At 45.0% G+C, this 23552-nt stretch carries 26 protein-coding genes; 5 read left to right on the top strand and 21 right to left on the bottom strand.

Annotated elements, in window-relative coordinates; genetic code table 11:
• Positions 1–210 precede the first annotated feature (210 nt).
• From speE to can, 3 genes are all read right to left on the bottom strand, one after another.
• Positions 211–1074 carry a polyamine aminopropyltransferase gene (gene speE, locus AAHH42_RS09430; protein ID WP_342220983.1) on the bottom strand — a complete coding sequence of 288 codons (864 nt, stop codon included), beginning with the start codon at positions 1072–1074 and terminating at the stop codon, positions 211–213.
• A gap of 128 nt (positions 1075–1202) precedes the next feature.
• Entirely contained in the window at positions 1203–1550 is a 348-nt protein-coding gene (locus AAHH42_RS09425) for a YacC family pilotin-like protein (protein ID WP_072550247.1), read from the bottom strand.
• Between the two features lie 75 nt (positions 1551–1625).
• Complete coding sequence (gene can, locus AAHH42_RS09420) at positions 1626–2282, bottom strand: carbonate dehydratase (RefSeq protein WP_072550256.1); 657 nt, start codon at positions 2280–2282, stop codon at positions 1626–1628.
• Positions 2283–2551: 269 nt separating this feature from the next.
• On the opposite strand from can, the gene AAHH42_RS09415 reads away from it, so the two are divergent.
• From AAHH42_RS09415 to AAHH42_RS09395, 5 genes are read left to right on the top strand one after another with little or no spacing between them, the layout of a single operon-like run.
• Positions 2552–3469, top strand: coding sequence for an ABC transporter ATP-binding protein (locus tag AAHH42_RS09415; protein ID WP_072550246.1), 918 nt, complete (start codon positions 2552–2554; stop codon positions 3467–3469).
• Positions 3470–3489: 20 nt separating this feature from the next.
• Entirely contained in the window at positions 3490–4260 is a 771-nt protein-coding gene (locus tag AAHH42_RS09410; protein ID WP_072550245.1) for an ABC transporter permease, read from the top strand.
• Positions 4261–4291: 31 nt separating this feature from the next.
• Positions 4292–8758 carry a TcdA/TcdB catalytic glycosyltransferase domain-containing protein gene (locus AAHH42_RS09405; RefSeq protein ID WP_342220982.1) on the top strand — a complete coding sequence of 1489 codons (4467 nt, stop codon included), beginning with the start codon at positions 4292–4294 and terminating at the stop codon, positions 8756–8758.
• Entirely contained in the window at positions 8736–9164 is a 429-nt protein-coding gene (locus tag AAHH42_RS09400) for a hypothetical protein (protein WP_342220981.1), read from the top strand. Before AAHH42_RS09405 ends, AAHH42_RS09400 begins: the two co-directional genes overlap by 23 nt.
• On the top strand, positions 9091–10473 hold the full coding sequence (locus AAHH42_RS09395) for a calcium-binding protein (protein WP_342220980.1): 1383 nt from the start codon (positions 9091–9093) through the stop codon (positions 10471–10473). Before AAHH42_RS09400 ends, AAHH42_RS09395 begins: the two co-directional genes overlap by 74 nt.
• On the opposite strand, the gene AAHH42_RS09390 is transcribed toward AAHH42_RS09395, so the two are convergent.
• The 18 genes from AAHH42_RS09390 to AAHH42_RS09305 form a co-directional block, all read right to left on the bottom strand.
• Positions 10443–11507, bottom strand: a complete 1065-nt coding sequence (locus AAHH42_RS09390) for an EscU/YscU/HrcU family type III secretion system export apparatus switch protein (RefSeq protein WP_342222053.1) — start codon at positions 11505–11507, stop codon at positions 10443–10445. The genes AAHH42_RS09395 and AAHH42_RS09390 overlap by 31 nt on opposite strands.
• Positions 11504–12289, bottom strand: coding sequence for a type III secretion system export apparatus subunit SctT (gene sctT, locus AAHH42_RS09385; protein ID WP_072550241.1), 786 nt, complete (start codon positions 12287–12289; stop codon positions 11504–11506). Before sctT ends, AAHH42_RS09390 begins: the two co-directional genes overlap by 4 nt.
• A gap of 1 nt (position 12290) precedes the next feature.
• On the bottom strand, positions 12291–12560 hold the full coding sequence (locus tag AAHH42_RS09380; RefSeq protein ID WP_072550240.1) for an EscS/YscS/HrcS family type III secretion system export apparatus protein: 270 nt from the start codon (positions 12558–12560) through the stop codon (positions 12291–12293).
• Positions 12557–13207 (bottom strand): type III secretion system export apparatus subunit SctR, encoded by a 651-nt coding sequence (gene sctR, locus AAHH42_RS09375; protein ID WP_119797307.1) that lies wholly within the window; start codon positions 13205–13207, stop codon positions 12557–12559. Before sctR ends, AAHH42_RS09380 begins: the two co-directional genes overlap by 4 nt.
• 33 nt (positions 13208–13240) lie before the next feature.
• Positions 13241–14203: a YscQ/HrcQ family type III secretion apparatus protein gene (locus AAHH42_RS09370; protein ID WP_342220979.1), complete on the bottom strand. Its 963-nt coding sequence runs from the start codon at positions 14201–14203 to the stop codon at positions 13241–13243.
• Positions 14181–14567 (bottom strand): hypothetical protein, encoded by a 387-nt coding sequence (locus AAHH42_RS09365; RefSeq protein ID WP_072550237.1) that lies wholly within the window; start codon positions 14565–14567, stop codon positions 14181–14183. The genes AAHH42_RS09370 and AAHH42_RS09365 overlap by 23 nt, the downstream gene beginning before the upstream one ends.
• A complete protein-coding gene (locus tag AAHH42_RS09360; RefSeq protein ID WP_083429601.1) occupies positions 14548–14979 on the bottom strand; it encodes a type III secretion protein in 432 nt (143 codons plus the stop codon). The genes AAHH42_RS09365 and AAHH42_RS09360 overlap by 20 nt, the downstream gene beginning before the upstream one ends.
• Positions 14928–16253 (bottom strand): EscN/YscN/HrcN family type III secretion system ATPase, encoded by a 1326-nt coding sequence (locus AAHH42_RS09355; RefSeq protein WP_342220978.1) that lies wholly within the window; start codon positions 16251–16253, stop codon positions 14928–14930. Before AAHH42_RS09355 ends, AAHH42_RS09360 begins: the two co-directional genes overlap by 52 nt.
• The gene (locus tag AAHH42_RS09350) at positions 16240–18300 is read right to left on the bottom strand and encodes an EscV/YscV/HrcV family type III secretion system export apparatus protein (RefSeq protein WP_072550235.1); all 2061 of its coding nucleotides are present in this window, start codon (positions 18298–18300) and stop codon (positions 16240–16242) included. The genes AAHH42_RS09355 and AAHH42_RS09350 overlap by 14 nt, the downstream gene beginning before the upstream one ends.
• On the bottom strand, positions 18291–18662 hold the full coding sequence (locus tag AAHH42_RS09345; protein ID WP_072550234.1) for a type III secretion system protein: 372 nt from the start codon (positions 18660–18662) through the stop codon (positions 18291–18293). Before AAHH42_RS09345 ends, AAHH42_RS09350 begins: the two co-directional genes overlap by 10 nt.
• A gap of 264 nt (positions 18663–18926) precedes the next feature.
• On the bottom strand, positions 18927–19931 hold the full coding sequence (locus AAHH42_RS09340; RefSeq protein WP_083429598.1) for a TyeA family type III secretion system gatekeeper subunit: 1005 nt from the start codon (positions 19929–19931) through the stop codon (positions 18927–18929).
• Positions 19931–20569: a type III secretion protein gene (locus AAHH42_RS09335; protein WP_072550233.1), complete on the bottom strand. Its 639-nt coding sequence runs from the start codon at positions 20567–20569 to the stop codon at positions 19931–19933. The genes AAHH42_RS09340 and AAHH42_RS09335 overlap by 1 nt, the downstream gene beginning before the upstream one ends.
• Positions 20566–21138, bottom strand: coding sequence for a type III secretion system domain-containing protein (locus tag AAHH42_RS09330; protein ID WP_342222052.1), 573 nt, complete (start codon positions 21136–21138; stop codon positions 20566–20568). Before AAHH42_RS09330 ends, AAHH42_RS09335 begins: the two co-directional genes overlap by 4 nt.
• 99 nt (positions 21139–21237) lie before the next feature.
• Positions 21238–21969 (bottom strand): EscJ/YscJ/HrcJ family type III secretion inner membrane ring protein SsaJ, encoded by a 732-nt coding sequence (gene ssaJ / locus AAHH42_RS09325; RefSeq protein ID WP_072550232.1) that lies wholly within the window; start codon positions 21967–21969, stop codon positions 21238–21240.
• On the bottom strand, positions 21966–22211 hold the full coding sequence (gene sctI, locus AAHH42_RS09320) for a type III secretion system inner rod subunit SctI (protein WP_072550231.1): 246 nt from the start codon (positions 22209–22211) through the stop codon (positions 21966–21968). Before sctI ends, ssaJ begins: the two co-directional genes overlap by 4 nt.
• Positions 22212–22226: 15 nt before the next feature.
• Positions 22227–22523, bottom strand: coding sequence for an EscG/YscG/SsaH family type III secretion system needle protein co-chaperone (locus tag AAHH42_RS09315; protein ID WP_072550230.1), 297 nt, complete (start codon positions 22521–22523; stop codon positions 22227–22229).
• On the bottom strand, positions 22520–22735 hold the full coding sequence (sctF, locus tag AAHH42_RS09310) for a type III secretion system needle filament subunit SctF (protein ID WP_342220977.1): 216 nt from the start codon (positions 22733–22735) through the stop codon (positions 22520–22522). The genes AAHH42_RS09315 and sctF overlap by 4 nt, the downstream gene beginning before the upstream one ends.
• A 9-nt stretch (positions 22736–22744) precedes the next feature.
• Positions 22745–23446, bottom strand: a complete 702-nt coding sequence (locus AAHH42_RS09305) for an AraC family transcriptional regulator (RefSeq protein ID WP_342220976.1) — start codon at positions 23444–23446, stop codon at positions 22745–22747.
• Positions 23447–23552: the final 106 nt, after the last annotated feature.

The following is a 23552-nucleotide window of genomic DNA, read 5'->3' as shown; positions in this document are numbered from 1 at the left end:
AATCGACTACGCAGCACAGGATCACGTAGGTCGATTTCGGAAGAGGTCTCATGTCTTATTAGACTTCTTGCAAAACCGTAGCGAGTACTGCAAATTCAAAGCGCTTGGTGCCAGTAACACGGTGTACAGGCGAGGACATGAGAATTGCGAGCACCACGTAACGCAGAATCTGCTGCACACAGTCGATTTTGCAAGAAGTCTATTGATTCCTTATTTAGGTGACAGTGTATCAAGCAAATATTGTGGCAGCGCAAAACTGCTAATATGGATGGTTGGATTATAATAACGGCATTTTTCCAGGTTAGCTGTGGCAAAACGTTGTTGCAACGTTGTGAGATCTAACTGACGTAAGGCCGAATTGTTTGATGCCCAAGCGAACGTCATCACACCACCGTAATAGCTTGGAATAGCAGCCTGATAAAAACCGACATCAGTAAAAAGCTCTTTCAGTCTTTTGTCGCTGTTAATCACTTCTTCTTCCTGTAAAAAACAGACTCCATTTTGCGCAACAAAGATACCGTCGTCATTTAAACAACGCTCACAACCTTTATAGAACTCAGAAGTAAACAGACTGCTACCTGGACCCACAGGGTCGGTACAATCCGAGATGATCACATCGAACTTTTCTACTGTGTTCTGAACAAAATCAGTCCCATCATCAATCACCAGCTTAAAACGTCGATCGTTATAAGCCCCAGCGCTATGATTGGGTAAATATTTTTTGCAAAGCTCAACGACCTTGGTATCAATTTCTACCATAGTAATCTTGTCAATTTGTTTATGGCGACAGACTTCACGTAACATGCCACCATCACCACCACCGATAATCAATACATTCTTCGTTTTTCCATGAGCCAATAACGGCACATGAGTCATCATTTCATGATAAATAAACTCATCGCCCTCAGTAGTTTGTACCACACCATCGAGCGCCATCACCCTACCAAAAGCCGCATTTTTGAAGATAATGATATCCTGGTGTTCGGTTTTTTCAGTGTATATCCTTTCTTCGACTGAAAAATATTGACCGACGTTGTTATGTAACCTTTCACGCCAGAACTCTGTTGCTGACATCTTTAGCTCCTCTGCTGACGGTAAATACCATAAAAAGGTAACTGCTATAAAAATAAGCGCAGTATGATAGCCAACTTTGCTGGATGTTGCACGACGGAATTTCAAGTAGTGGGATAATCCACGGGATCTTACTTAGTGTGAGACAACGGTACCAATGAGCTACGTGCTAAAAAGCGGCATTTTTTCTGTCTTGAAATGGCAATGCCTCTGAGATCGTGATAACTGTCGTTACCTAACTTGCTCATATTAAAACTGTTATAGTTACTTAAATCCCAACGGTTTTGTTGTGCAAAATAAACCAAAGCCTGTTTAATATCGGCATTTGGCAAATTGTTATAGCCACATTCATTTTGCAGATAAACGAAAACAGCAGCCAGATTAGCAAATTCCTCTGCCTCCGGTTGACTCAACGCTTGAGTGATAGAGGAAAATCCAATAAAAAAAAGAACTAACGCAATCAAAGTGATTTTTTTCATCATTGTTAGAGTTATCTCGCAACGTATCCTGTTCACGGATCTTGCTTTTTATTTGCTGTACAGCAACCCGACTATTTATGGCACTGTATTATTATGTAGCGTAGCAATAGCTTTACGGTAATTCATTTCCAATGTTTCCTTGCTGGTTGAGGAGATGTTTAAATCACTGAGACGACCATCTTTAATACCGTAAATCCACCCGTGTAACACCACTTTTTTTCCACGTTTCCAGGCAGAGTTAACAATGGTTGAATGCCCAAGATTATAAACTTGCTCAATCACATTGATTTCACACAGCCTATCGGGGTGAACTTCCACAGGCAGTGTACCGAGTATATCTTTATGCTTATACCAAAGGTCGCGGATATGTAGTAGCCAATTGTCGATCAACCCTCTCTCCTCGTTTTCTAGCGCCGCTTTAACACCGCCACAACCGTAGTGACCACACACAATGATATGTTCGATGGCTAATATATCGACTGCGTATTGCACTACGGACAGACAGTTGAAATCGGTGTGAATCACTAAATTAGCAACATTACGATGAACAAACAATTCTCCTGGCTTCAGACTCGTCAAGCGTTCTGCAGGTACACGACTGTCGGAACAACCAATCCACAGAAAGCGGGGCTTTTGCACTTGAGCAAGACCGGTGAAAAACCCTGGATCTTCTTTGTTCACTAAGTCTGACCAAGTTTGATTATTGGCGAGAAGATCTGTTATTTCTTTCATCGATGGAAATGACCTGTAATAAATGGATTGGCGTAGGATGTTATCAAGAGGTAGCGAACGCAACAACTTATTTGCAAATACATGAGGGTTAACAACAGCACGCACCGCGCTCCATGCGCTTTGACTTCGCAGCACTCTCTGCGGTCTTGCAAGAAGTCTATTGCAAAGATTTACATTAATACATTGATATGAATTAATAAAAACAATCATGTTACCTAAACCACGCTATATACTATAGCCAAGAAATATTCATTAAATAAGGTCTTTTTATGGCTTACGCACTGGAATTATCCCGACTCACCAAAATCTACTCAGGAGGGGTACAAGCACTACGAGGTATCGATTTGCAGGTCGAAGCAGGAGATTTCTATGCTCTACTTGGCCCAAACGGGGCGGGTAAATCCACAACCATCGGTATCATTAGCTCTCTGGTTAACAAAACAGCCGGTAAAGTTCAGGTGTTTGGTTACGATACTGATAAAAATCCTGTTCATGCTAAACATCAGCTTGGCTTAGTACCACAGGAGTTTAACTTCAACCCATTTGAAACTGTGCTACAAATTGTTACAACTCAAGCTGGTTATTACGGTGTCACTCGCAAGCAAGCCAAAATAAGAGCAGCAAAATATCTCGGGCATCTCGATCTTTGGCACAAGCGTAACGAACGTGCTATCCGTTTATCCGGCGGGATGAAACGCCGTTTAATGATTGCTCGCGCACTCATGCATAAACCCAAATTGCTGATCCTAGATGAACCGACTGCCGGAGTGGATATCGAATTGCGACGCACCATGTGGAGCTTTCTAAAAGAACTCAATACCGAGGGAACAACCATTATTCTGACGACACATTATTTGGAAGAGGCAGAAATGCTGTGCCGCAATATTGGTATTATCCAAGGTGGGGAGTTAGTGGAAAATACTTCAATGAAGAAGCTATTGAATAAACTAGAATCGGAAACATTTATTTTTGATCTGGCACCCAAAAGCCCACTGCCGCAGTTAGCGGGTTATCGCTTTTGTTTGCAGGATACTTCTACACTAGAAGTTGATGTCAAACGTGAACAAGGGCTAAATAGCCTGTTTAGCCAACTCAGCTCACAGGGTATTCAGATACAAAGTATGCGCAATAAAACAAACCGCTTAGAACAACTATTTGTTGACCTGCTCAATAAGCCTGATCAATAAAAGGGATGGGAGAAAACAATATGATCCGCTTATGTTGGATTGCATTACAAAGTATTTGGATCAAAGAAATTACGCGTTTTAGTCGCATCTGGATCCAGACACTCGTACCACCGATTATTACCATGTCACTTTATTTCGTTATTTTCGGCAGTCTGATTGGTCCAAGGATTGGTGAAATGGGCGGCGTTGATTACATGCAATTTATTGTCCCAGGGTTAATTATGATGGCGGTTATTACTAACGCTTACGCGAATGTTGCAGCATCATTCTTCAATGCCAAATATCAACGCAATATTGAAGAACTCCTGGTGGCACCCGTACCAACACATATCATCATTATTGGCTACATCGGAGGGGGGGTAGCACGAGGGATTATCGTCGGCATATTGGTGACGCTGATCTCTCTATTTTTTGTGCCATTACGGGTGCATTCCTGGTCAATGCTGGCTTTGATCTTACTGCTAACCGCGATTTTATTTTCGCTGGGTGGTTTGTTAAATGCCGTATTTGCTAAAACTTTTGACGATATTAGCCTGATGCCTACCTTCGTTCTCACCCCACTGACTTATCTGGGAGGTGTCTTCTATTCGTTGACGTTATTGCCTCCCTTCTGGCAAGCAGTTTCCAAACTTAACCCGATCGTTTATATGATCAGCGGTTTTCGTTATGGTTTTCTCGGCGTTGCTGAAATGTCACTGACTGTTACCATTGCAGTATTGGCCACCTTTATTGCTGTTTTTTATGCTTTTGTCTGGTATTTGATCAACCGTGGTTGCGGTTTACGTACGTGACTATTGCAAATAGTCTCTTGGAGACAGGCTCATGACTTATCCCGTTAATGTCAGCCCCTCTGCACAACGACAAGATATCGTCAAAAATTTACATTTCGTTTGGTTAGGTAAACTGGGTGGCATACAACAAGACTATATTCAGGCCTGGGGCGGCATCAATGGCGGTGAGCAGGGTTACACAATAAAAGTCTGGTATGATCCTCAAGCACTATTAGCGAGTGAACTGGGTCGACAGATAAAAAGTTTTGCCGCCAAAGATACCTTAATCGGTGAAGGAGATTGGGTTGATAAAGTCATTCAACTGCAAAATCAAGCACACAGAGAAATCAGTCTCGCACTGAGTCATCAAACCTTTGATCAGGCTGCGTCCCATTTTATCTGTACCCATTTAGCAGGATCAGCAGAAAAGCTTGAGCGTATCAAATCTGATAATCAGGCTTCTTTCGATCATTTCATCGCTAACGCCGGTACAGACTATGTACTGCAAGACATTAATAGCCTGGCGTGGCAAGGGATAGATAAAAGATACTACTATCAGGAACTGGCTTTACGACAAAACTTCGCGGCGGCTTCCGATCTTTTACGACTAGAGATACTGCATCAGCAGGGAGGCGCCTACTTTGACATCGATTTTTTACCTCAATGGAAACCCCTCCCCTTCCCCGCAGAGATAACGACAAAAATTGAACACTTGCAGGTGAGAGGCAGTGTCAATCTTCTGAAAACACAGTTAGTACTGGAACATTTACAGGCAGATTTTCCCCATCGGCAGGCGTTGGCTAATGCGAATCAATATCACAATTATGCTGCCGAATTTGCCAGGCAAAGTACAGAACATGCCGCTCTCGTCAATAGGCTGCGTACCTTTCTCCAAAGTGTCGGTCACTCACCAAGTCATTTCTTCCAAGCATTAGGGCAACAAAAATTACCGCCAGACGGTATTCAACTGGCAAAAATATTATGGGGTACCTCGAATGCCGCTATTGTAGCACCGGCTAACAGCCGATCCTTAACCGAGGTGCTGCGACAAATAGGCAACAATTATCGCCGTTTGTCAGAAGCTGGACTGATTAATATTAAGCAAAGCAGTGATATTAGCCAAAAAAAAGGTCTTGAGTACGCCAGTAAATTCGAGCACGATTATGGTTATGCACGGAATGCTGATCCTCAGCTTTTCCTGGCAATGGATTACCGTTTGGATGGTCTTGCCGACGAAGCAAAAGCAACCATCGGTATTAGTGGGCCAGGCGCAGTAAAACGTGCTTTACAAAAGTTATCACATGAAAGCGATCCAACACTCCCCTTTAGCGGTGATGTGTTTGAGCAATTTAATGCGAATACCGAAGAGGATAGAAAACACTCCTGGCTTATTAAAACAGAAAGCATCTCAGATATGGGATTTCGACGGGTGATGTCTCGTGATCAACTGTTGAAAGAAGCGAGGGTACCCTTGAAACCCATAGGTACGTTATATCAAAATATTCTTACTTCCCTGTACAAGCTTCATCGCACTCGAGGTACCGAACGTGTCGAAACGGCCTTTATCCTGAAAAACCAAATACGCACTTATATTGAAAAAAATCCGAATTCTAATCGTCGTCGTGCAGCTTTTTTACAGTTGGAAAAGCAAATTAATCAAGCACTCTTCCCCGTTGCTGTAGCAGATTTCGCCGAAGTGATCACGCCTATTGCGATCGAACAACCGACGCTAGCAAAAGAACTTTATCGCGATACCTTTAATACAACCAGAAGTTACCTCCTCGATAATCCCGTACAAGGTCAGCATCTCGATCTAACTGATTTGTCCTTAACCCATAATATGGCGATACGATTGGAGAAAATTATTATTCTGGTAGATAATTTAGCATCAGGTAACAAAAAATATCATTCACTGGATACGCAAGATTACCTTTTGCTCACTGATTTTTTCCACCAACATGACGGTAAGTTGGACATCAAACGCGTCATACTGACCGCCTTTAATGAAGTACATTATTTAGCCTGGCGTAAAAATGTACATCATGGGCTGCAACTCCAAGACCTTTCTCCTCAGTCAGGTTTAAGTGGTCAAGCAGCACTGCAACAGATTCAACACTGGAATGAGATACAAACTGAAGGAGCCGTGGCTCTGATAGATGCGGGAAGAAATAATCACGAACCGCGGGTAAAAATCGACACACGACTTGTCTTACAGGGGCTGTATACCGACAACAAGGCATCTCATACCTCTCACCAAACACCTTCGCACACTGCAACCTTAGCTCTGGCATGGCTTGATGCCCGCTCTCAAGGAGAGAGAACGGCAAACCAGTTTTTGACAGGATTAGAAATTCATACCGCATTAAACGAACAAAGAGCCGATAGCCTTCTTTCACAGCAAAAAACACAACAAACAGATCACTTGCGTGAGTTATTTAATCAGATAAAAAGAACACTAGGCAATCAACCATTTTTTACCCACCAGCAGATAGCGGCTTTTAACGGAGAGACCGGTCATTATTTATTAAAAGTGGGTAACCATGTCCTGGCACTGACCCATCAGCAGCAAGGTGAACAATACACTTCGTTGCTCTACGCACCCAATATCGGGGAAATGCGCGTCACGGGTTCAGATCCTAACGATAATATGCGAGCACTTTATGCCGCTGTACAGCAATACCTGGCAGGAAAAAATAGCGTTTGGGGTAGCACAACTCGAGCGGAACACTGGGGATTAACGCAGGTAGAGGGTCAGTATCCCGTTGAGGTTTTTAAGGTCAATATCGATACGACCAAGGAAAGGTTTCCTGAGCTGGCTAAGCTAACGAAACTGTTGGTAGATGCCGACACCAAGCCAACACAAATCGACGCTACATCGGATACATTATGGTCATCATTGCATAAAAAACGGACTGACTGGCAACAGATCAGACAAATGAACCACTATGCTAACAAAATAATGAAAAAATACGGTTACTGGAGCGGAATATCCGGCATTTTTCAATATAGCAGCCTGTTAACACGTAATGATCTGACAAAAAGGCAAAGGGAAGATTTAATCTTTGAAAGAAACATTACTATCGCATCTATGGGTTTAGATAAAGTACAGGATATCAGTCTGACTGGTATGAATCGCTATCTCGCTCGCTTACAATCCGCCAATCACGTTATTCGGGCTGGCCACACCCACCTTGGGATCAAACTGTTCGGCTCCCGCACCGGGCAGATCAGTATTCACACGGCGACTAAATTAACTAAATTTGCTGCCCCAACCTTAGGGCTTTTATCCAGTAGTCTAGACATCGTCAACGCTGCCCGTTTATTTTCCCAACTGTCATCAGAAATTAATCCCGATGTCCGACGTGATATTATCGTTAATGCTTCCCTTTCTACAATCAATGCCGCTGTCGGCATCAGCAGTGGTGTTGCTTTAGCAGCAGGAGGCAGAGTAGCGGTAATCGCCACGCCAGCATCGATTGCCATTAGCATGGCGATTACCGTGGTAACACAAAATTATGCTGCTATTCGCACACTTCGGACAATCGAAAAATATACCCGATTAACTTTCTCTGAAAAAATAGATAATTATGTCCAATTATTCTGGGGAGCAGGGCCAAGAGCCGAGGTGCAAAATCGCATACAGAGGGAACAGACCAGGGAAAATGCGCGTGCATACTATGATCGCATTGTAGATGAATACGCAGATAAAATGGTCAACACATCAACACGCGGTATCAATACAGTCTATTACAGCCGCGGTGATTTTGATCTGCAAAAAAATAACTATCGCATATTATTCGTTTATGAAATAATTGGTCGAAAAAGAAATAAACTGAGAATACTGCCACTCACCAATCAGGACAGGATATACCCAGAAGATATACCTCGTGTCAAAACAGAGTACCGTAATCATCATAAATATAAATACTTTAAACTTCATTTTTCAGAGAGAAGCAGCCAGTATCACTATTTTACGCCAACTAATCTGCATGATGTTGATGATGTCGTTGATGCAAGTGATCCACTGGGTGGCCTGACGGCCAGTGTAAGAAAAACGCTAGCAGTACCCACCAGTGCGGATCAGAGACAGCCCGATCAACAAGCAGGAGCGATGGTACAAGAAGGTGCCATTCTTTTTTATCTTGGCGGCGGTAACGATGTTGCCATTGGCCACCCCAACAAAAAAAACATATTTCAAGTGGCTGCAGGCAGTAAAGACTACACCGGTGGTCAATTAGCTGATGTTTTTTACCTCACAGGCGCGGCAGCACCGACAACAGCCAGCAAACTCAATGGCGGCAAGAGTCATGGCAATATTATTATTGCTGACAGCAAACCTTCGGCAGGCACAGGTTATAACATCGATCTCAAACTGGGTACTGTTCGCTATCACGAACAAGAGGCTTTAATTGCCCGTATTGATAATATTGAACATGCGGTTGGGCATGCTGAGACTAACGATATTCTGATCGGTAATCAAGAGAGCAACCATCTCGATGGTAAAGGGGGTCTATGGTAACGATGGCGATGATATCCTGGTATTAGCCAGAGGCTTCGCTGACGGGGGTAACGGAATAGATACCTACCATATTTTGCAAAACCCAAAAACTGATCTGAGTGTTATCAATATTGATGAAAGCTCATCGCAAGAAACATCCAGGCAAGAAGTTAGTAATATCATGCTCGATTATCACGTTGATCACATCAAGGCCGTCACATTTATTAAGCCAGACAAAAGGATAACCGGGCTTAATACAAAAAGCAGGCGCTACGGAATTGAAATATTGTTGCAAAACGATAATGGTACAGAAACGATTTTGAGATTACAGGATGTCTATCGGCTCGCTGATAATGACGAAACTCAGGTTGAGCAGGTTAAACAGTATCTTTTATCAACCCGAACAGTATCTTTTATCAACCCGTGATGGCATGCAGCTATTCCCTGAATGGCCATCAGTCATAAAGTGGAATACTGAAGATAACTGCTGGCCATTTTCACCCTCATTCAAAGCACAATATAGGGTGACTTATGATCACAGAAAAAGCAGCCTCGATTTTTTCAACACCCCCACAACAAACGGTTTTATTCATCTAAAACAACAGTATATGGAGCAACCAGGAGAGGTAACGGTGGCGGGTACTAGGGTGGTCTTGCCCAGCTTTGTCCAGTTGATGGCTGAAGATACTGCCTTTAATGATCACCTGGAAGGGAATAAACAAAATAACCAATTATACAGCCGCTACGGCAATGACAGATTGAAAGGAGATGCTGGGACGGATATCTACCATATTTACAGCAATCAAATTTCGCCAAACCGGGCTACCTTGCGCCGAGAAATAACCCTCGATAACCAGGACACCCAACCCGATCCTCAATTAGATCTGTTGGTACTACATAACCTATCTATTGAACAACTGAATAAAATTGACCGAGACGGTGACGATATTCTTTTGAGCAGAGCGATTGCTGATCCAGATAATAATGTCGATATGGCAATACGTATTAAAAATTTTATGCGTGATGCCAGTTATCGCCATATTGCCTTGATGGATAAATCAGGAGGTTTTTATCAATTAAATGTTGACCAACAAGAACAACCCTATCTTGATAAGACACAGAGTGACATGCAGGCGACAGAAGGGAACGACATCATTAGATTATCTGGCGTAGTAGTCCTCACTGACAATACCTTTGATGCGTTGGACGGTGACGATATTATCATTGATATCAGTGAACGCGATCGGTGCTTAATCGGTGGTGCAGGTAATGATATTTTAATCGCCACGGGCGCAGGAAAAAAAACATTTATCGGTGGCCTTGGAGACGATAAATTATTTGGCGCTAACGGAGATGACACCTATCATTTTGCCCGTGGTGATGGTTATGATGAAATTGAAGACAGCGGCGGTACTGATACCTTGTTGTTGAGTGGAGCGATATGGAGAGAAGAAATGCTTTTTCAAAGAAATAAAGATAATTTGCAAATTATGATCAGATGGCGAAATACCTATGATGCTATTACCATTAAAAACTATTTCACCTCCTCGGAAAATAAAATCGAAAAAATACGAACAGAGGAAGAGGAAATAACTGCTGCCGAGATAGAAACCTTAGTACAGACGATGCCTCTATTCCCCACTGATGCACCCAGCTCTCTTCAGCCGACACCAACGGCGGCAATCAACGGTGCAAACCTGCTCACTCATCCCTCTTCCTCTTCCTCAGCTTGGTAATCCAATTGCAATACCATCCGCAATAATGCGGAGACAGGTTCAAACAGATGTTCGGGGATAACATCACCACAATTGACATCACTATGTAATGCCCTCGCTAGCGACACATTTTCTACTACTGGCACCTCCATTTGTTCCGCTAGCCTGATAATGGTTCTTGCCACCTCAGCATGTCCCTTTTCGATCACCACGGGCAAAGGCGCTTCTTCTGGATGATAAAACAAACAAACGGCAAAATGCGTGGGATTACGCACCACAGCGGTTGATCGCTTCACATTGGACGCCAAACTACCGCTCTGTATTTGCTGTTGCAATTCCCGCCGTTTCTGTTTGATATGGGGATCGCCCTCGGTATCTTTATGTTCCCGTTTAACTTCTTCCTTCGACATTCTTAGCTGCTTCATCACGCTATGGCGTTGAAAAGAATAGTCGAGCAGAGCAAACAATAAATAACAGGCAATTAATGAACCGAGCAGCCAGCTCATTAACGTACCAAATACCGGAACGGCGCAGGCACTGCCACAATAGGATAAATAGCCAAAGGTAGGAGCATAACGACTGAGTAAATAACCGAAAATTAATGACAGTAAAATAATTTTAGTTAATGATTTCGCCAATTCGAACAGGCTACGTAATGACACTAAATTACGCAAATTACTGATAGGATTAATCCTCTCCCCTTTAAAAGAAAGCGCCTTGGTTGCCAATAAGGGGCCCACTTGGACAATCCCCATCAATAAGGTTATCAATACTAAGGCACCGCCCAAAATACCTGTCACATGCACCAGCAGTGACGTTGCTTCTGAACCAAGACGCAATGCCGCAATATTGAGCGGCTGATTTAGTTGTTCAATACTACTCATAATTAACGCAGCGACTTGATCGACCAGATCGTAACCCGTCAACATAAAATAGACCAACACCACTACCAGCTGTGCACCCGAAGTGATTTCCACACTTTTAATTACCTGTCCTTTTTCACGGGCGTCCTTAATTTTTTTCGGGGTGGGTTGTTCGTTTTTTTCAGCCACTATTCACTACTCCTTAATGACTGAATGATCCTACCCATATCTTGCTCAATATTATCAATTTGAGACAAATAATGGTGGAACGCAAAGGGCAAACCAATAAGTAATAAAAATAGGGCCATCGCGCTTTTGATCGGCATAGCGAGAAAAAAAACATTAAGTTGCTGTGCTGAGCGGTTAATTAACCCCAAGGCTAAATCTGTTAATAACATCACCAATAATGCAGGCAAGGCAAAAGTCATACAGAGTTCAAACATGAGTCTCCACTGTATTTTAATAAAGGTAAAAAAGGATGCAGAAGGCATGATCCCTTGCCCAAGAGGCAACAGTTTATAAGAACCGTACAGCACCAAAAGTAATTGATTAAAACCACCAGAGATCAAAAACAGCACGGATAAAACCTGGGTGAATAAAATACCGAAAATAGAGGATTGCATCCCCATCGTCGGGTTAAGCAAGGTCGCCATAGTGGCACCGCGCATGGTATCTATCAAAAAGCCGGCCATATCTATCGCCCAAAACGGCAAAGCGGCAAAAAAACCAATGATCACCCCGATCAATAATTCGACCAACACCAGTGAAAACCAGGCGATCAGTGAGCCGGAAGTAATCAATGGCGATGAAACAAACAACGGCGTCATGGGTAAAGCAATCGCCACCACTAAACCATTACGCAGTAAACTACTACCCAGACTACGAGCAGTAAACAAAGGTAAAATCAATAACATACCAAATGGTCGCACCATCGCCAGTGCTAATGCTGCTACCCAAAATAGATGCTCAGCCACTTCAGTTACGCATATTGCCGATTTGTGAAAAAACCTGGTGGGTATAGTTCAACAGCGTACTGCCCATCCAATGATAGCTGGCTAACAAAGTCACCGAGACTGCCAATAATTTAAGCAAAAACTGTAATGTTTGGTCCTGTATCTGAGTTAAGGCCTGAAACAGGCTGATCAATAATCCAACGACTGAAGCAACGACCACGACTGGCATGGAAAGCATTAAAACAATCCACAACACCTGGGTGGTGAGTTGAACAACAATGGCATTACTCATGTGTATGATCCTACTAATTGCCCCAACAACAGATGCCACCCACCGACCATAAGAAAGACAAGTAGCTTAAAGGGTAAAGAGATGGTCATCGGTGATACCATCATCATTCCCATCGCCAGTAATATATTAGACACAATGAGGTCGATAGCCACAAAAGGCAGATAGAGTAATAGCCCAATTTTAAACGCCTCTGTCAGTTGGCTGACAGTAAAGGCTGGCATCAATATCAGCAATGAATCAGATTTAATTTTATCGCGATATTTTTCCGGCCAATCGTTTTTAACGATATCAGAGAAAAAACTGGTTTGTTCGGACGCCGTATGACGCAGTAAAAAAGCGCGATAAGGCTCCAATGCTTTTTTATCAATTTCTTGCGCAAGAGCGGCAATATCATCTGGCAATTTTTCTCCTTGCAGGCGTTCATACGCATCTAACCCAACCGGTGCCATAATAAACACCGTTAATACTAACGCCAGGCCATAAATAGCAATATTCGGCGGCACTTGCTGCACGCCGAGCGCGTTACGTAGCAGAGAAAATACCACTGATAACTTTAGAAACGACGTCCCCATCACCACCAAGAGTGGTAATACAGATAATAAAAACAGCAAAACGATCAACTGGTAGGAGCTATTAAGTAATTCCATTGCCGATTCCACTAGGGCTTGTTGTTTATACCACTAAGGTGTTAGCCACCACTGTTCGATTTTCACCAATAATTCATCGTCACAGCTGACTAGGCAGCCAGAGCCTACTGGCTGCCCACGTAATCGAATGCTGACTTCACCGTAGTGATTGCTTTGACAGTTCAATGTCTGCCCCACCTTGAGTTGACCAATTTTAGCCGTCGGGAGGGTGAGGCAGCCAATCTCCATCGTTAGTGTCTGAGGCAATTGATGTAAAGAAACGGATTGGTTTTTTGATGGCGACAGAGCGGCACTATCCAGCTCCAGTAATTCATCAATATCCTGATTTATATTTAGTATTGTCATCTGGTTTTCCTCACTTAACCTGATATGAATCTGCGGCCCCGCGACCTGCCACAACCAGCAGCAGCCCCCCTCAAGATCGGCAGCAGCAGATAACCGCAACCCATCACCAACGTGAATCCTTTGCAATTGTACCAACGATAAGCGACACCAACCCACCACCAATCCGCATTGATACTGCAATGGTAGACGCTCACCTGACGCAGACGATTTATTACGTGGCCAATCCGCTAAAATTTGAGATAACACCCGCAACGGCCAATCGACTAACACAGCATGAAATTGCCGATCTTCCTGGCTAAACGTGCAGACCACTGCCCACTGTTTTAATAAATGCTCTTCACGCGGCAACTGATCAGTCACCGCCAATGGAAGAAATACCGATGTTAATGGCGCAAGCGCCCAGTGAGACACACCAACCAATAAATCCTCGTCCAGACAGCTGGCGTCAGGAACAGCAAGCACAGTTTCTAGCCAGTCAGTCCACTCTTGTTGAGGCAGCCAAACGCCAGCGCTAACCCGATCCAGCGTCACCGGCAGATAAACGCCAGCACCTTCGACCACTTTCAGACTCACTGTTACCGCATTTTGTGTCCGGCCGTCTCCCAGTAGTGAACTTAACGATGTTAACTCAGGGGATAGATTCAACGGCATCAACGACCTCCAACGAACAGGGAACACCAAGCCGTGTTAGCGCGCGCTGCCAACGCGCTTTGAACCGGGACAGCAAGCGTTTCGTCTTACTGTTGGAACAGCGCAACTGTAACACCCAGCCGCTTGCGGTTAGCGTGACACGCACTTGCGTTCCATTAAGGACCCCAGAAACAATACGGTAATCCGCCCACTGATCCGGTGATGCCAATCCGTGTTGCGCGGCCTTAGTTGCCACCAATTTATGAGATAACTGTGGTTGCAGATAACCGGCAAAACGTTCTCGGTCTCGCTGATCGCCCTGTTTAGGGTCATTAGCGATGCTTGCCCTCACGGGTATGGCACCTTCAATATCGATTCGACTCATCTTCAATCAGTATCCGTAGTTTTTCCTGCTCACGCAAATTACGCTGCAACAATGCTCGTTGTTCTTCTACCTTTTCGGCAAGCTGCTGACCTTGTTCCAACAATTCACTAATTTGCGATTGTTGACCACGTTCTTGTTGATAAAGCTGGTGTAATTGATCTTTTTGTTCACTGAATTCAGCCGGCGCTAACAAACCACACCATTGTGTCAGCTCACGTAATTGCTGGCAAAGTTGTTGACGTTTAACACGACTGGCCGCTAGCTGCTCATTCAGCTCCGCTTGTTGTTGACAATACTGCGCAATACCACGACGCAAACTTTGTTCCCTGCGCTCGCGGATCCCCAACAAACGGCCCAGGGTTATGACTCCAGCACGTGCTCGAGCTGCTTTAATGTTTGTTCCAGATCGCAATGTGTCTCTCTCCCCTGTTGCAAAAAAGCACAAACCGCGGGATAACGGCGCAAGGCTTCATCCGCCTCAGGATCATGACCGGTTTGATATTCACCTACACGGACCAATAATTCAATCTCCTGATAGCGTGCCTGTATCAGGCGTAGTTTTTGCGCCAGTGCCAAATGCTTTGCGGATACCACCTGTGGCATAATTCGGCTGACACTGGCCGCAATATCGATCGCTGGATAATGCCCCGCTCCTGCCAATTGCCGTGACAAAACGATATGACCATCCAAAAGTGAGCGAACTTCGTCAGCTACCGGTTCGTTCATATCATCCCCTTCGACCAATACCGTGTAAAACGCAGTAATACTGCCGCGATCGCTATTGCCGGTTCGTTCCAGCAAACGCGGCATCGCTGCAAAGACGCTGGGAGGAAAACTACCGGCTGCTGGCGTTTCACCCGCGGCCAGGCCGATTTCGCGCGCCGCCCTGGCATAACGTGTTAACGAATCGGCCATCAATAATACTTTTAAACCCCGGTCGCGATAATATTCGGCAATGGTGGTTGCTGTGTAGATACCTTTGAGGCGTTCCAATGCCGGACGATCAGACGTTGCGACCACCATTACCGTGCGGGCGCGCGCTTTTTCTGTCAGCACCTGTTCAAGAAATTCCCTGACTTCACGTCCACGCTCGCCGATCAGCGCTAGCACCATCACATCGGCATCACTGCCCTCACACAACATACCGAGTAAAGTACTTTTCCCAACACCCGCAGCAGCGAAAATGCCAATACGCTGACCTTCTCCACAGCACAACATAGCATCAATTGCACGTACACCCGTGACCAAGGGTTTTTCTATCGGATTACGCGTCAGCGGGTCCGGGGGCGCACGATCCAGTTCACGCCAATTGCCACCCAATGGCGCACCATTATCCATCGGTTGCCCTAACCCATCGAGGATTCGGCCCGTTAACCCCGATCCTACCGCTACACGGTGAGCATGTCTTAAAGGAGACACTCTTTGCCCACTACGCAACCCTTCGGAGGAGGAGAAAGGTGACAACAGTGCCACCTGTTGTTCAATAGAAACCACTTCAGCCAGTATCCCCTCAGGCTCTATGCGGCAAAGTTCCCCCATGCTGACTCCTGGCAAGCTAGCGCGCAGCAAAGTGGGCCCGACATCCAGTATCGAACCACTGTAACTTAAGCCACTCGGCGGTGAGGTTGCAAAACTCAATTGCCGTTGTAAATTTGCACTCAGTAGATGAATATCAGGCAAATTCATCGAGTTCTTCCCCAATCAGCTCAACCATACCCACCACTTTAATATTAATTTCATCACCCAATTCCTGCCAGGAAAGCACGGGTAAGATAAACATGTCACGTTCAATAATTTTGCGCAAAAAACGGCGTACATCAATAGCCGTTAATAATGCAACATCAGGGTGCTCTTCAACAGCAGCTTTAATTTTATCCAAGATCAAACGTGATTGCTTTGGATCCAACGACGAATAGGTTCCCGCAGAAGTCTGGCGGATAGATTCACGGATAAGATTTTCGACTCCCTCACCAATACGCAACGCTGGCAACCAACTGTTACCCTTACCGAAACGTAAACAGAGATGACGGCGCAAAGCAATACGCGCATATTCTGTCAACATGATGATATCTTTTTCTTTGGGTGCCCATTCCACCAAAGCACCAAAAATCGTCCGTAAGTCACGGATTGAAATACCTTCTTCTACTAGCCGTTGTAAAATCTCTGTCACTTTGCCTACGGGCATCTGACGTTGTAATTCTTTCACCAGTTCGGCATAACGCCCTTCCATCGCATCCATTAAATAACGTGCTTCCTGCACACCGATAAACTCTGAGGTATGGCGTTCCAACACCCGTTTCAAACAGTGAATGATACGTTGATTCCCTTCGGTATAGGGGATACCTAGCGTTTTTGCGCGTTCTTTCTGGGAGGCGGGGATCCAATGTAATTCGCCTATATTATGAGCCAGTGTCTCGCTACGTGATCCTAATTGTACATTAGGCGTATTGAGCAACAGATCGTCAGGCGGTAACACCAGTTTAAGTACCTGCTCTTGATAAACACGAATCGATAAACTGTTATCCGCCCAAGAAGGATCACAACGTATCACCACCTCAGGGAGCGGCACGCCAAGATATTCAAAACGTCGCCAACGGAGTCCGTCCACATCACGCTTTAAATCCTTGTGATGCAGATTGGTAGAACAGTACAACATCAGTGGTACTGCCCCTGGTGTCATTTCTGCGCCTTCCTGATAGTCAACATCTTCACCGTCCACACTCATGCTATTGCCTGCTTGCGTGCCACGGCGTTTTTTACGGTAGATAATAAAAGCCGGGGCCACAATAAGTGCCGCCAGCCCGGCGAAATCTAGAAACGGAAAGCCAGGCAATAACGCAAACATCAACAGTAGTCCTGCAGCCATCCACAATGCTTCTGGTTGTCGAACAATCTGACTGGCCACATCTTTCGCCAGACTCTGCTTTTCATCGGCAGGAACACGTGTAACCACAATCCCGGCAGTAATCGAAATCAGCAATGAAGGAATTTGCGCCGCTAACCCATCACCCACGGAAAGCACGGAATAAGTCTGTACCGCATCTCCTGCCGACATCTGATGCTGAAAAACACCGATGGCAATACCGCCAATAATATTGACTAAAATAACAATGATGCCAGCGATAGCATCACCTTTAACAAATTTCATCGCACCATCCATGGCACCAAATAGCCGACTCTCTTTTTGCACCCTCGCCCGCTGGCGACCCGCTTCCGCGGCGTCGATAACACCTGCTCGCAAATCACCATCGATGCTCATCTGTTTGCCTGGCATCCCATCGAGAGAAAAGCGTGCGCTGACTTCGGCTACCCGTTCAGAACCCTTGGTGATGACAATAAACTGTACCACGGTGATAATGGTAAAGATGATCAAACCCACGGTGAGATTTCCACCCACGACAAATTGACCAAACGCCTCAACAATTTCTCCCGCATCATGCTGTAGCAATACCAAACGGCTGGTACTGATGGTTAATGCCAGCCGATATAAGGTGGTAATCAACAACAATGAAGGAAAAACCGAAAAATCCAGCGGATCACGTAAGTAAATCGCAATCATCAATAAAGTAACGGAAAGCGCGAGATTGATAACAATCAACACATCGACCAATGCCGTCGGCAATGGCAGGATCATCATAAAGATGGCGACCAACAACATCACCGCCAGAAATATATCTTGCCGGGCAACTATCAGCATTAGCCCACGTTTAATTGGTTCGAACATTATGACCATTCGCCTTGAAGAGATCTAAGTAGTACACATTGCTGCTTATAGAGTTGATACCAGAATTCAGCGCCAGCAGCGGCATGAGGACAGCAACTTACCATAATACCCGTACCCAATCGATAGATGCGTTGCGGGATACCCTGAAAACGCTCAAGCCGCCAACGTTGCTGTAAAGTACGCAATTCATCGAGACTCGGCATGGCTTTTAAACGCCCCGTCGTCAGTAGTAACCTTTGCTGCTTAATCTCAATAAATACTGCACGCTGACCTATGCGCCATTCCATACAGGATGCAACCGCTTTACAGGGTAATTCCGCTAATTTAACAAATAATTGCAAATTGCGGGTCATTACCAAATCCATATCCACTCTCGGCTCCGCTTAAAACCTGTTCGACATCTCTCGTACTCGCTGATACACCGTTAAAAACGCGCTCAACATGTTCATTGACTCCCTTTTGTTGTATACAAAGAGTAAACCGCGCGCCTTCGCCCGTTTTTTCCTCTTCTGAGCACAGCGAGAAAGATTTAGAACAGGTTCTGATAGATAATTGAGTGCCCTCTCCAGTCTAGCAGAGGAAAACACTCATGAGGATTCAAAAAGTGCCCTCTCCAGTCTAGCAGAGGAAAACACTCATGAGGATTCAAAATTAACCAACGTCTCTAGTATTTGCTCACGTTGATCATCATCTTTAAAGCAGGTCGCTGGCATCAGTTTAAACAGCTCACATAATCGCAAGACAAAACCGGGTTGTCGCTGCGGTGTTAACTGTTCCAATTGAGAAAACCGCTGCTGTAACCATTCACTGAATAGCCACGATTGCCCAACAATAGTCAATACTTCCTGCAACACCACTTCCCCTTGCAAACCACATGCACACCCAACCTGGTTACAATGATCTTCTAATCCAAGAAACAGCAGCACACGCCGCAGTTGGCGGAGCATGGCAGCCAATCGATGGCTTCGCCTGGAGGTGGGTGGTTGAGTGCTCATATCAAACGCTAACGCACGCAACAATACGCGGATCTTACGTTTACGATCCTGCCACCGGCTTACCCGTTTAAACCATTCATCGAGTGATTGCTCTTCTTCATCATCAATGCTTTGTTGAAACAGCCGTTTCATCTGGCGCAACGCAGCCGGATTGAGCTGACCGAATTCTAACAAACCAAACAACTCGACTTCCCAACCGGCTTCTTCCATCAATGCTGCCAATTGTTGAGACAAGGTACGGCGACGTGCGGGATTATCGTGGTACTGCAATAACAGGGAACTGATCTGTAACATTTTCTGGGCGCGATTTAACTCGCTATCCTGCCCAGCAAAGGAGAATTTTGCTAATAGGTTTTTATCGCCACTGCTCTCAAGCATTTTCTGAATCAGTGCCAACAAGGCCTGCATACTGCGCTCTTGACGTGTGGTTTTTGCCTGTTTCTCATCTTGCCGTCTTGTGCCTAAGAGCAGGCTCATTTCTTCTACGGTTTCGTACAATGCTCCAGCCCTTGTTTCTTCGGCGATAAGACTCATTATTGAGCTGGCATTTAAAACTTGACCCTCGTCATGAGGCTGCCCGGGATGCGGATCGTTACGGTGAATAACTGGCTGAATACCTTGCACCGAGTTGAGTGGTGTAACCATTAACTTTCATCCTGTAATATCACCGATGACTCATGTAGCCATGATACTAACTGCGACAAATGATCACTGAGCGAGATTTTCAGCGAAAGCAGTGGTGAAGCCAAAATCGCTTGATCCGGCGCGAGATTAGCGTCGGCACGCAGCTTGAGTCGATCGCCCATCGCTTGCTCTAACGCGGTGAGTTGTTGTGGATGGGCACTGAGTATCATCACCCCTTGTTCCGCCATTTCCTCAACCTGATCACTCAGACGCGTGATCAAAATCTTATCGACCGACTGTTCACCTGCCCAGGATTGGACCACAGTCGTGATCGCTTGCATGATCCTGCTGCGTGCCTGTTCCACCAGCACCTTATCAAGCTGTTCAGCCTGAACTAACCAGTTAACATGGCGTTGCAGCAAGGTGCTTTCCATTTCAATCCGCTTTTGCTCCACGATTTCTGTCGCCTGCTGTTGAGCGGCAGCCAAGAGTGCTTTTTTTTCTTTTTCTGCTTGCTGCACAATCAATTGTGCCCGCGCGTGAGCCTGTGCCTCTATTTCCAGGCTAATATCTATTTTTTTAAAGATATCTGCGGGGATATAAGTACCAAGCGGTAAAACGTAATGACGCTTTTGTATACTGATGTGGAATGGATTCATAATAGACGTTCCAGTCTGGCTAACCAGAGATCTGCCGATGGTAGCCACAGAGCACGTGGCAGAGGCGGTAACAAAATAGATAAAGCCTGCCAGGTGATCGCCGCTGACGTTGTCGCATGCAAAATACCGCGACCGAGCTGTAATGCGACAGCGGGTAATTGCTGTGGACTAAAGATAGCTGCGCGCCCTCCTGGACAACCCATGCCTAAAAGTTGACACAGATGCTCATCAGTTAACAACGGATGTAACACCTCTCGATAGCTGCGTATCCGCAAATAGTCAGTGCAACGCAAACTCACCAACCCCAATGCCATACATAATGCATCCAGTCGTGGCTCTAATGCCATTTGTGCGATTTGTTTATCCGTTAAAACGGCAGGAAGGGGTTGCCTGGGAAAACCACGCAAACGGATCAAACACCGGTTTACAGCCCGATCACGCGCATGACAGTCTCCATAACGGTATTTTTTACTCTGTAACCCCATTCTGACGAGCCACAATGGATGCGCGAAACGCACGGGTTGCCAAGCCAATTGGTGTAACCGTATTACCGGTTGGTTAAGGGGCATCTGTTGACCGGAAATTGTCCGTCGTTCGACAGCCACCGATTGTTCAGGCATGCTGTTATGATCAGAAACTCTCTGTGGGTCAACCATAATCAAATACCATCATCTGCGTAAATATTTTATCCAAGCGATAAACGCCAAAGCACCGATTAACACACCCAACCCTGCCAATACAATCTGAACCGTTTTGACGTTTGCCAACAACCATTGAATATTCCACGAATGGGCTGGCTTCAATTGTGCTGTTTGCGCGCTAAAACGAAAATTAGCGGGCTGCATCAATACACTGATTTGTTCATAATCAATACCTGGGATAGCATCATGAATCAAACTTTTTATCTGTGAGCTGTAGCTTTCCAGGTTAACTTCTGGCGAAAATTTGATAAACACCGAGGCAGCATTTGGCACACTGCTTTTGCCGTCGGTAGGTGCGGCTATGGCAATGGTCACATCAGCACGGATCACACCGTCCATATGACTCAGCATGCTTTCTAATTGCTGCTCCTTCAGATAAACCATTTTGGCTTGTTCTTGCACCGGTGACGTGACCAACTGGTTAGAAGGAAAGAGCTGATCGACAGTCACATAACTTTTGCGTGGATAACCGTTTTGCCGCAGTAACTCAACCGCATTGATAAAGTGATCGCGGTCAACTTTCAGTGCCACCGTTCCACCTTTTTCCTGCTCTTTTTCGGCACTGATACTGTGCAACATCAACAGCGCAAGCATCTGATTGGCTTCATTCTCGGCTAAACCGGAATACAGCTCGACCTTACAACCGGCAAGTGATAACACTATCAGTAACATCACTACACCACGTTGCATTATTCTCATGACATATTGACCAATTTGTTAATACATTCACCACCTTTCCCAACGACTTTCGCCAGTAGATTCACTTCCACATCAATACGTCCTATTGTTACTTGATCGGATGCCGTTTTTTCTAGTGTCATAGGTTGAGCATTAAGCATCTGCGTGAAAGTATCAATTTGTTTCTGAGTAGCGTTAAGTGGCGCTTGAGACGCTACAGGCTTGGTCACTGCTTCAATGGCTTCAACAGGAACATAACTCATAATGTATTTCTCCTATCAATGAGATAGACGGCCCGGCTGCTGTGTATCTGCTGGAAACAATTCCGGCGCTAATAACTGACGTAGTGCCAAAGCGTCTGCCGATTGACTTTTCTCCAGTAACTGCAACGCTTGCTGACGTTCTCCCAAGCCAAATAATAACATTGCCTGGCATAACAAACGCACTTCAGGATCGGGCACCAATAGTGGTAAGGCTTCCAGGATCGTGCGTGATTCTTTGAACAAACCGTGATTAACCCCAGCCAGAGCGGCTTCAACCACCAGTTGTCGACAAGATTGAGTCAATAATGTCATATTTTAGCAATTATCCCACTGCATACATCGAAAATCTTTTTCGTTACTGAGCTTCCAAAAGAAACAAAATTTGAATATTGCTGAAGAGCGAACTGCATTTTCATCATTTCTACCGGATTTTGCAAATCGCTAGTCGACATTTTATTTTCAACACTTTGAGAAGCTCGTGCTATCTGACGGCTAATACTATCTAATATTTGTTGAATGTCCATTTGCTTCTCCTAATCCGTCAACGTACGTAGCTGTGAAGGACACTGCTGATAACGGCGACGAAAGCTGTCAGAAAAGTGAGCATGATTGCTAAAGCCACACTCCATAGCGATGTCTGCTACCCGTAAACGAGTCGAAAGCAATAATTCACACCCTTTTTTCAAGCGCTGATCCAGTAACCATTGCTTTACTGACATACCAAATTTCTGATAGAAAAGAAAATTAAGTTTACGGGTTGAAATGCCCAGCTCATCGGCATAACGCGAAACACTCCAAGGATTGAGACTATTCTGCTCAAAGAATTCTAGCAGCTCATTATTGGTTCCGACGATCAAATTGAGTAGGCTTGAGAAATAAGCGTTTTCCATGCCTAGGCAATAGAGATAAAGAAAGCGCAATGATACGCCACGTTCCATATGCGTTAACTGCTCAGCAGCCTGCATCATATCTGCTTGTAGCGGCAACATTTTACAGGTCTCAAATACCACGCGCTGACGCTGTTTAGATTGTACTGACTGTTCCGCCAGTGTTTGATACAGCGGTAATAAATCGATGGGGTAACAAAATACGGTGGTCAATGTGCTACGGCAGAAAGTAGAGGCAATGGCGTTTTCATCTGCCACAACCAGGTGACCCACGGGTATGGTGCTACGTTCACTACCACACCGTAATGTCCCGTCTTGCCGGAATAAAATAAATTGAATTGATTTCATGTTCACCTCCGGAGGACTCTTGACTCTTACAGTCTTGCTCAATTTCAAGCATTACCCCATCAGGTGTATACCTCATATTTTCTGATATAAGGTATATGGAATTTTA

It is taken from the genome of Candidatus Fukatsuia endosymbiont of Tuberolachnus salignus (assembly GCF_964030845.1).
Lineage (GTDB): Bacteria > Pseudomonadota > Gammaproteobacteria > Enterobacterales > Enterobacteriaceae > Fukatsuia > Fukatsuia symbiotica.
The sequence above is the reverse complement of the archived record's forward strand: the minus strand, read 5'-3'. Positions and strand labels throughout refer to the sequence as shown.

Excerpts from the sequence above, each read along its gene's own strand:
- AAHH42_RS09305 (WP_342220976.1), bottom strand. The coding sequence starts at position 23,446 with ATGAAATCAATTCAATTTATTTTATTCCGGCAAGACGGGACATTACGG.
- sctI (WP_072550231.1), bottom strand. The coding sequence starts at position 22,211 with ATGAGTTATGTTCCTGTTGAAGCCATTGAAGCAGTGACCAAGCCTGTA.
- AAHH42_RS09350 (WP_072550235.1), bottom strand. The coding sequence starts at position 18,300 with ATGGTCATAATGTTCGAACCAATTAAACGTGGGCTAATGCTGATAGTT.
- AAHH42_RS09380 (WP_072550240.1), bottom strand. The coding sequence starts at position 12,560 with ATGAGTAATGCCATTGTTGTTCAACTCACCACCCAGGTGTTGTGGATT.
- speE (WP_342220983.1), bottom strand. The coding sequence starts at position 1,074 with ATGTCAGCAACAGAGTTCTGGCGTGAAAGGTTACATAACAACGTCGGT.
- AAHH42_RS09355 (WP_342220978.1), bottom strand. The coding sequence starts at position 16,253 with ATGAATTTGCCTGATATTCATCTACTGAGTGCAAATTTACAACGGCAA.
- AAHH42_RS09340 (WP_083429598.1), bottom strand. The coding sequence starts at position 19,931 with ATGGTTACACCACTCAACTCGGTGCAAGGTATTCAGCCAGTTATTCAC.
- sctF (WP_342220977.1), bottom strand. The coding sequence starts at position 22,735 with ATGGACATTCAACAAATATTAGATAGTATTAGCCGTCAGATAGCACGA.
- sctR (WP_119797307.1), bottom strand. The coding sequence starts at position 13,207 with ATGGAATTACTTAATAGCTCCTACCAGTTGATCGTTTTGCTGTTTTTA.
- AAHH42_RS09400 (WP_342220981.1), top strand. The coding sequence starts at position 8,736 with ATGGTAAAGGGGGTCTATGGTAACGATGGCGATGATATCCTGGTATTA.
- AAHH42_RS09395 (WP_342220980.1), top strand. The coding sequence starts at position 9,091 with ATGACGAAACTCAGGTTGAGCAGGTTAAACAGTATCTTTTATCAACCC.
- AAHH42_RS09415 (WP_072550246.1), top strand. The coding sequence starts at position 2,552 with ATGGCTTACGCACTGGAATTATCCCGACTCACCAAAATCTACTCAGGA.
- AAHH42_RS09405 (WP_342220982.1), top strand. The coding sequence starts at position 4,292 with ATGACTTATCCCGTTAATGTCAGCCCCTCTGCACAACGACAAGATATC.
- AAHH42_RS09365 (WP_072550237.1), bottom strand. The coding sequence starts at position 14,567 with ATGAGTCGAATCGATATTGAAGGTGCCATACCCGTGAGGGCAAGCATC.
- AAHH42_RS09425 (WP_072550247.1), bottom strand. The coding sequence starts at position 1,550 with ATGAAAAAAATCACTTTGATTGCGTTAGTTCTTTTTTTTATTGGATTT.
- can (WP_072550256.1), bottom strand. The coding sequence starts at position 2,282 with ATGAAAGAAATAACAGATCTTCTCGCCAATAATCAAACTTGGTCAGAC.
- AAHH42_RS09410 (WP_072550245.1), top strand. The coding sequence starts at position 3,490 with ATGATCCGCTTATGTTGGATTGCATTACAAAGTATTTGGATCAAAGAA.
- AAHH42_RS09335 (WP_072550233.1), bottom strand. The coding sequence starts at position 20,569 with ATGAATCCATTCCACATCAGTATACAAAAGCGTCATTACGTTTTACCG.
- AAHH42_RS09330 (WP_342222052.1), bottom strand. The coding sequence starts at position 21,138 with ATGCCCCTTAACCAACCGGTAATACGGTTACACCAATTGGCTTGGCAA.
- AAHH42_RS09315 (WP_072550230.1), bottom strand. The coding sequence starts at position 22,523 with ATGACATTATTGACTCAATCTTGTCGACAACTGGTGGTTGAAGCCGCT.
- ssaJ (WP_072550232.1), bottom strand. The coding sequence starts at position 21,969 with ATGAGAATAATGCAACGTGGTGTAGTGATGTTACTGATAGTGTTATCA.
- AAHH42_RS09370 (WP_342220979.1), bottom strand. The coding sequence starts at position 14,203 with ATGCCGTTGAATCTATCCCCTGAGTTAACATCGTTAAGTTCACTACTG.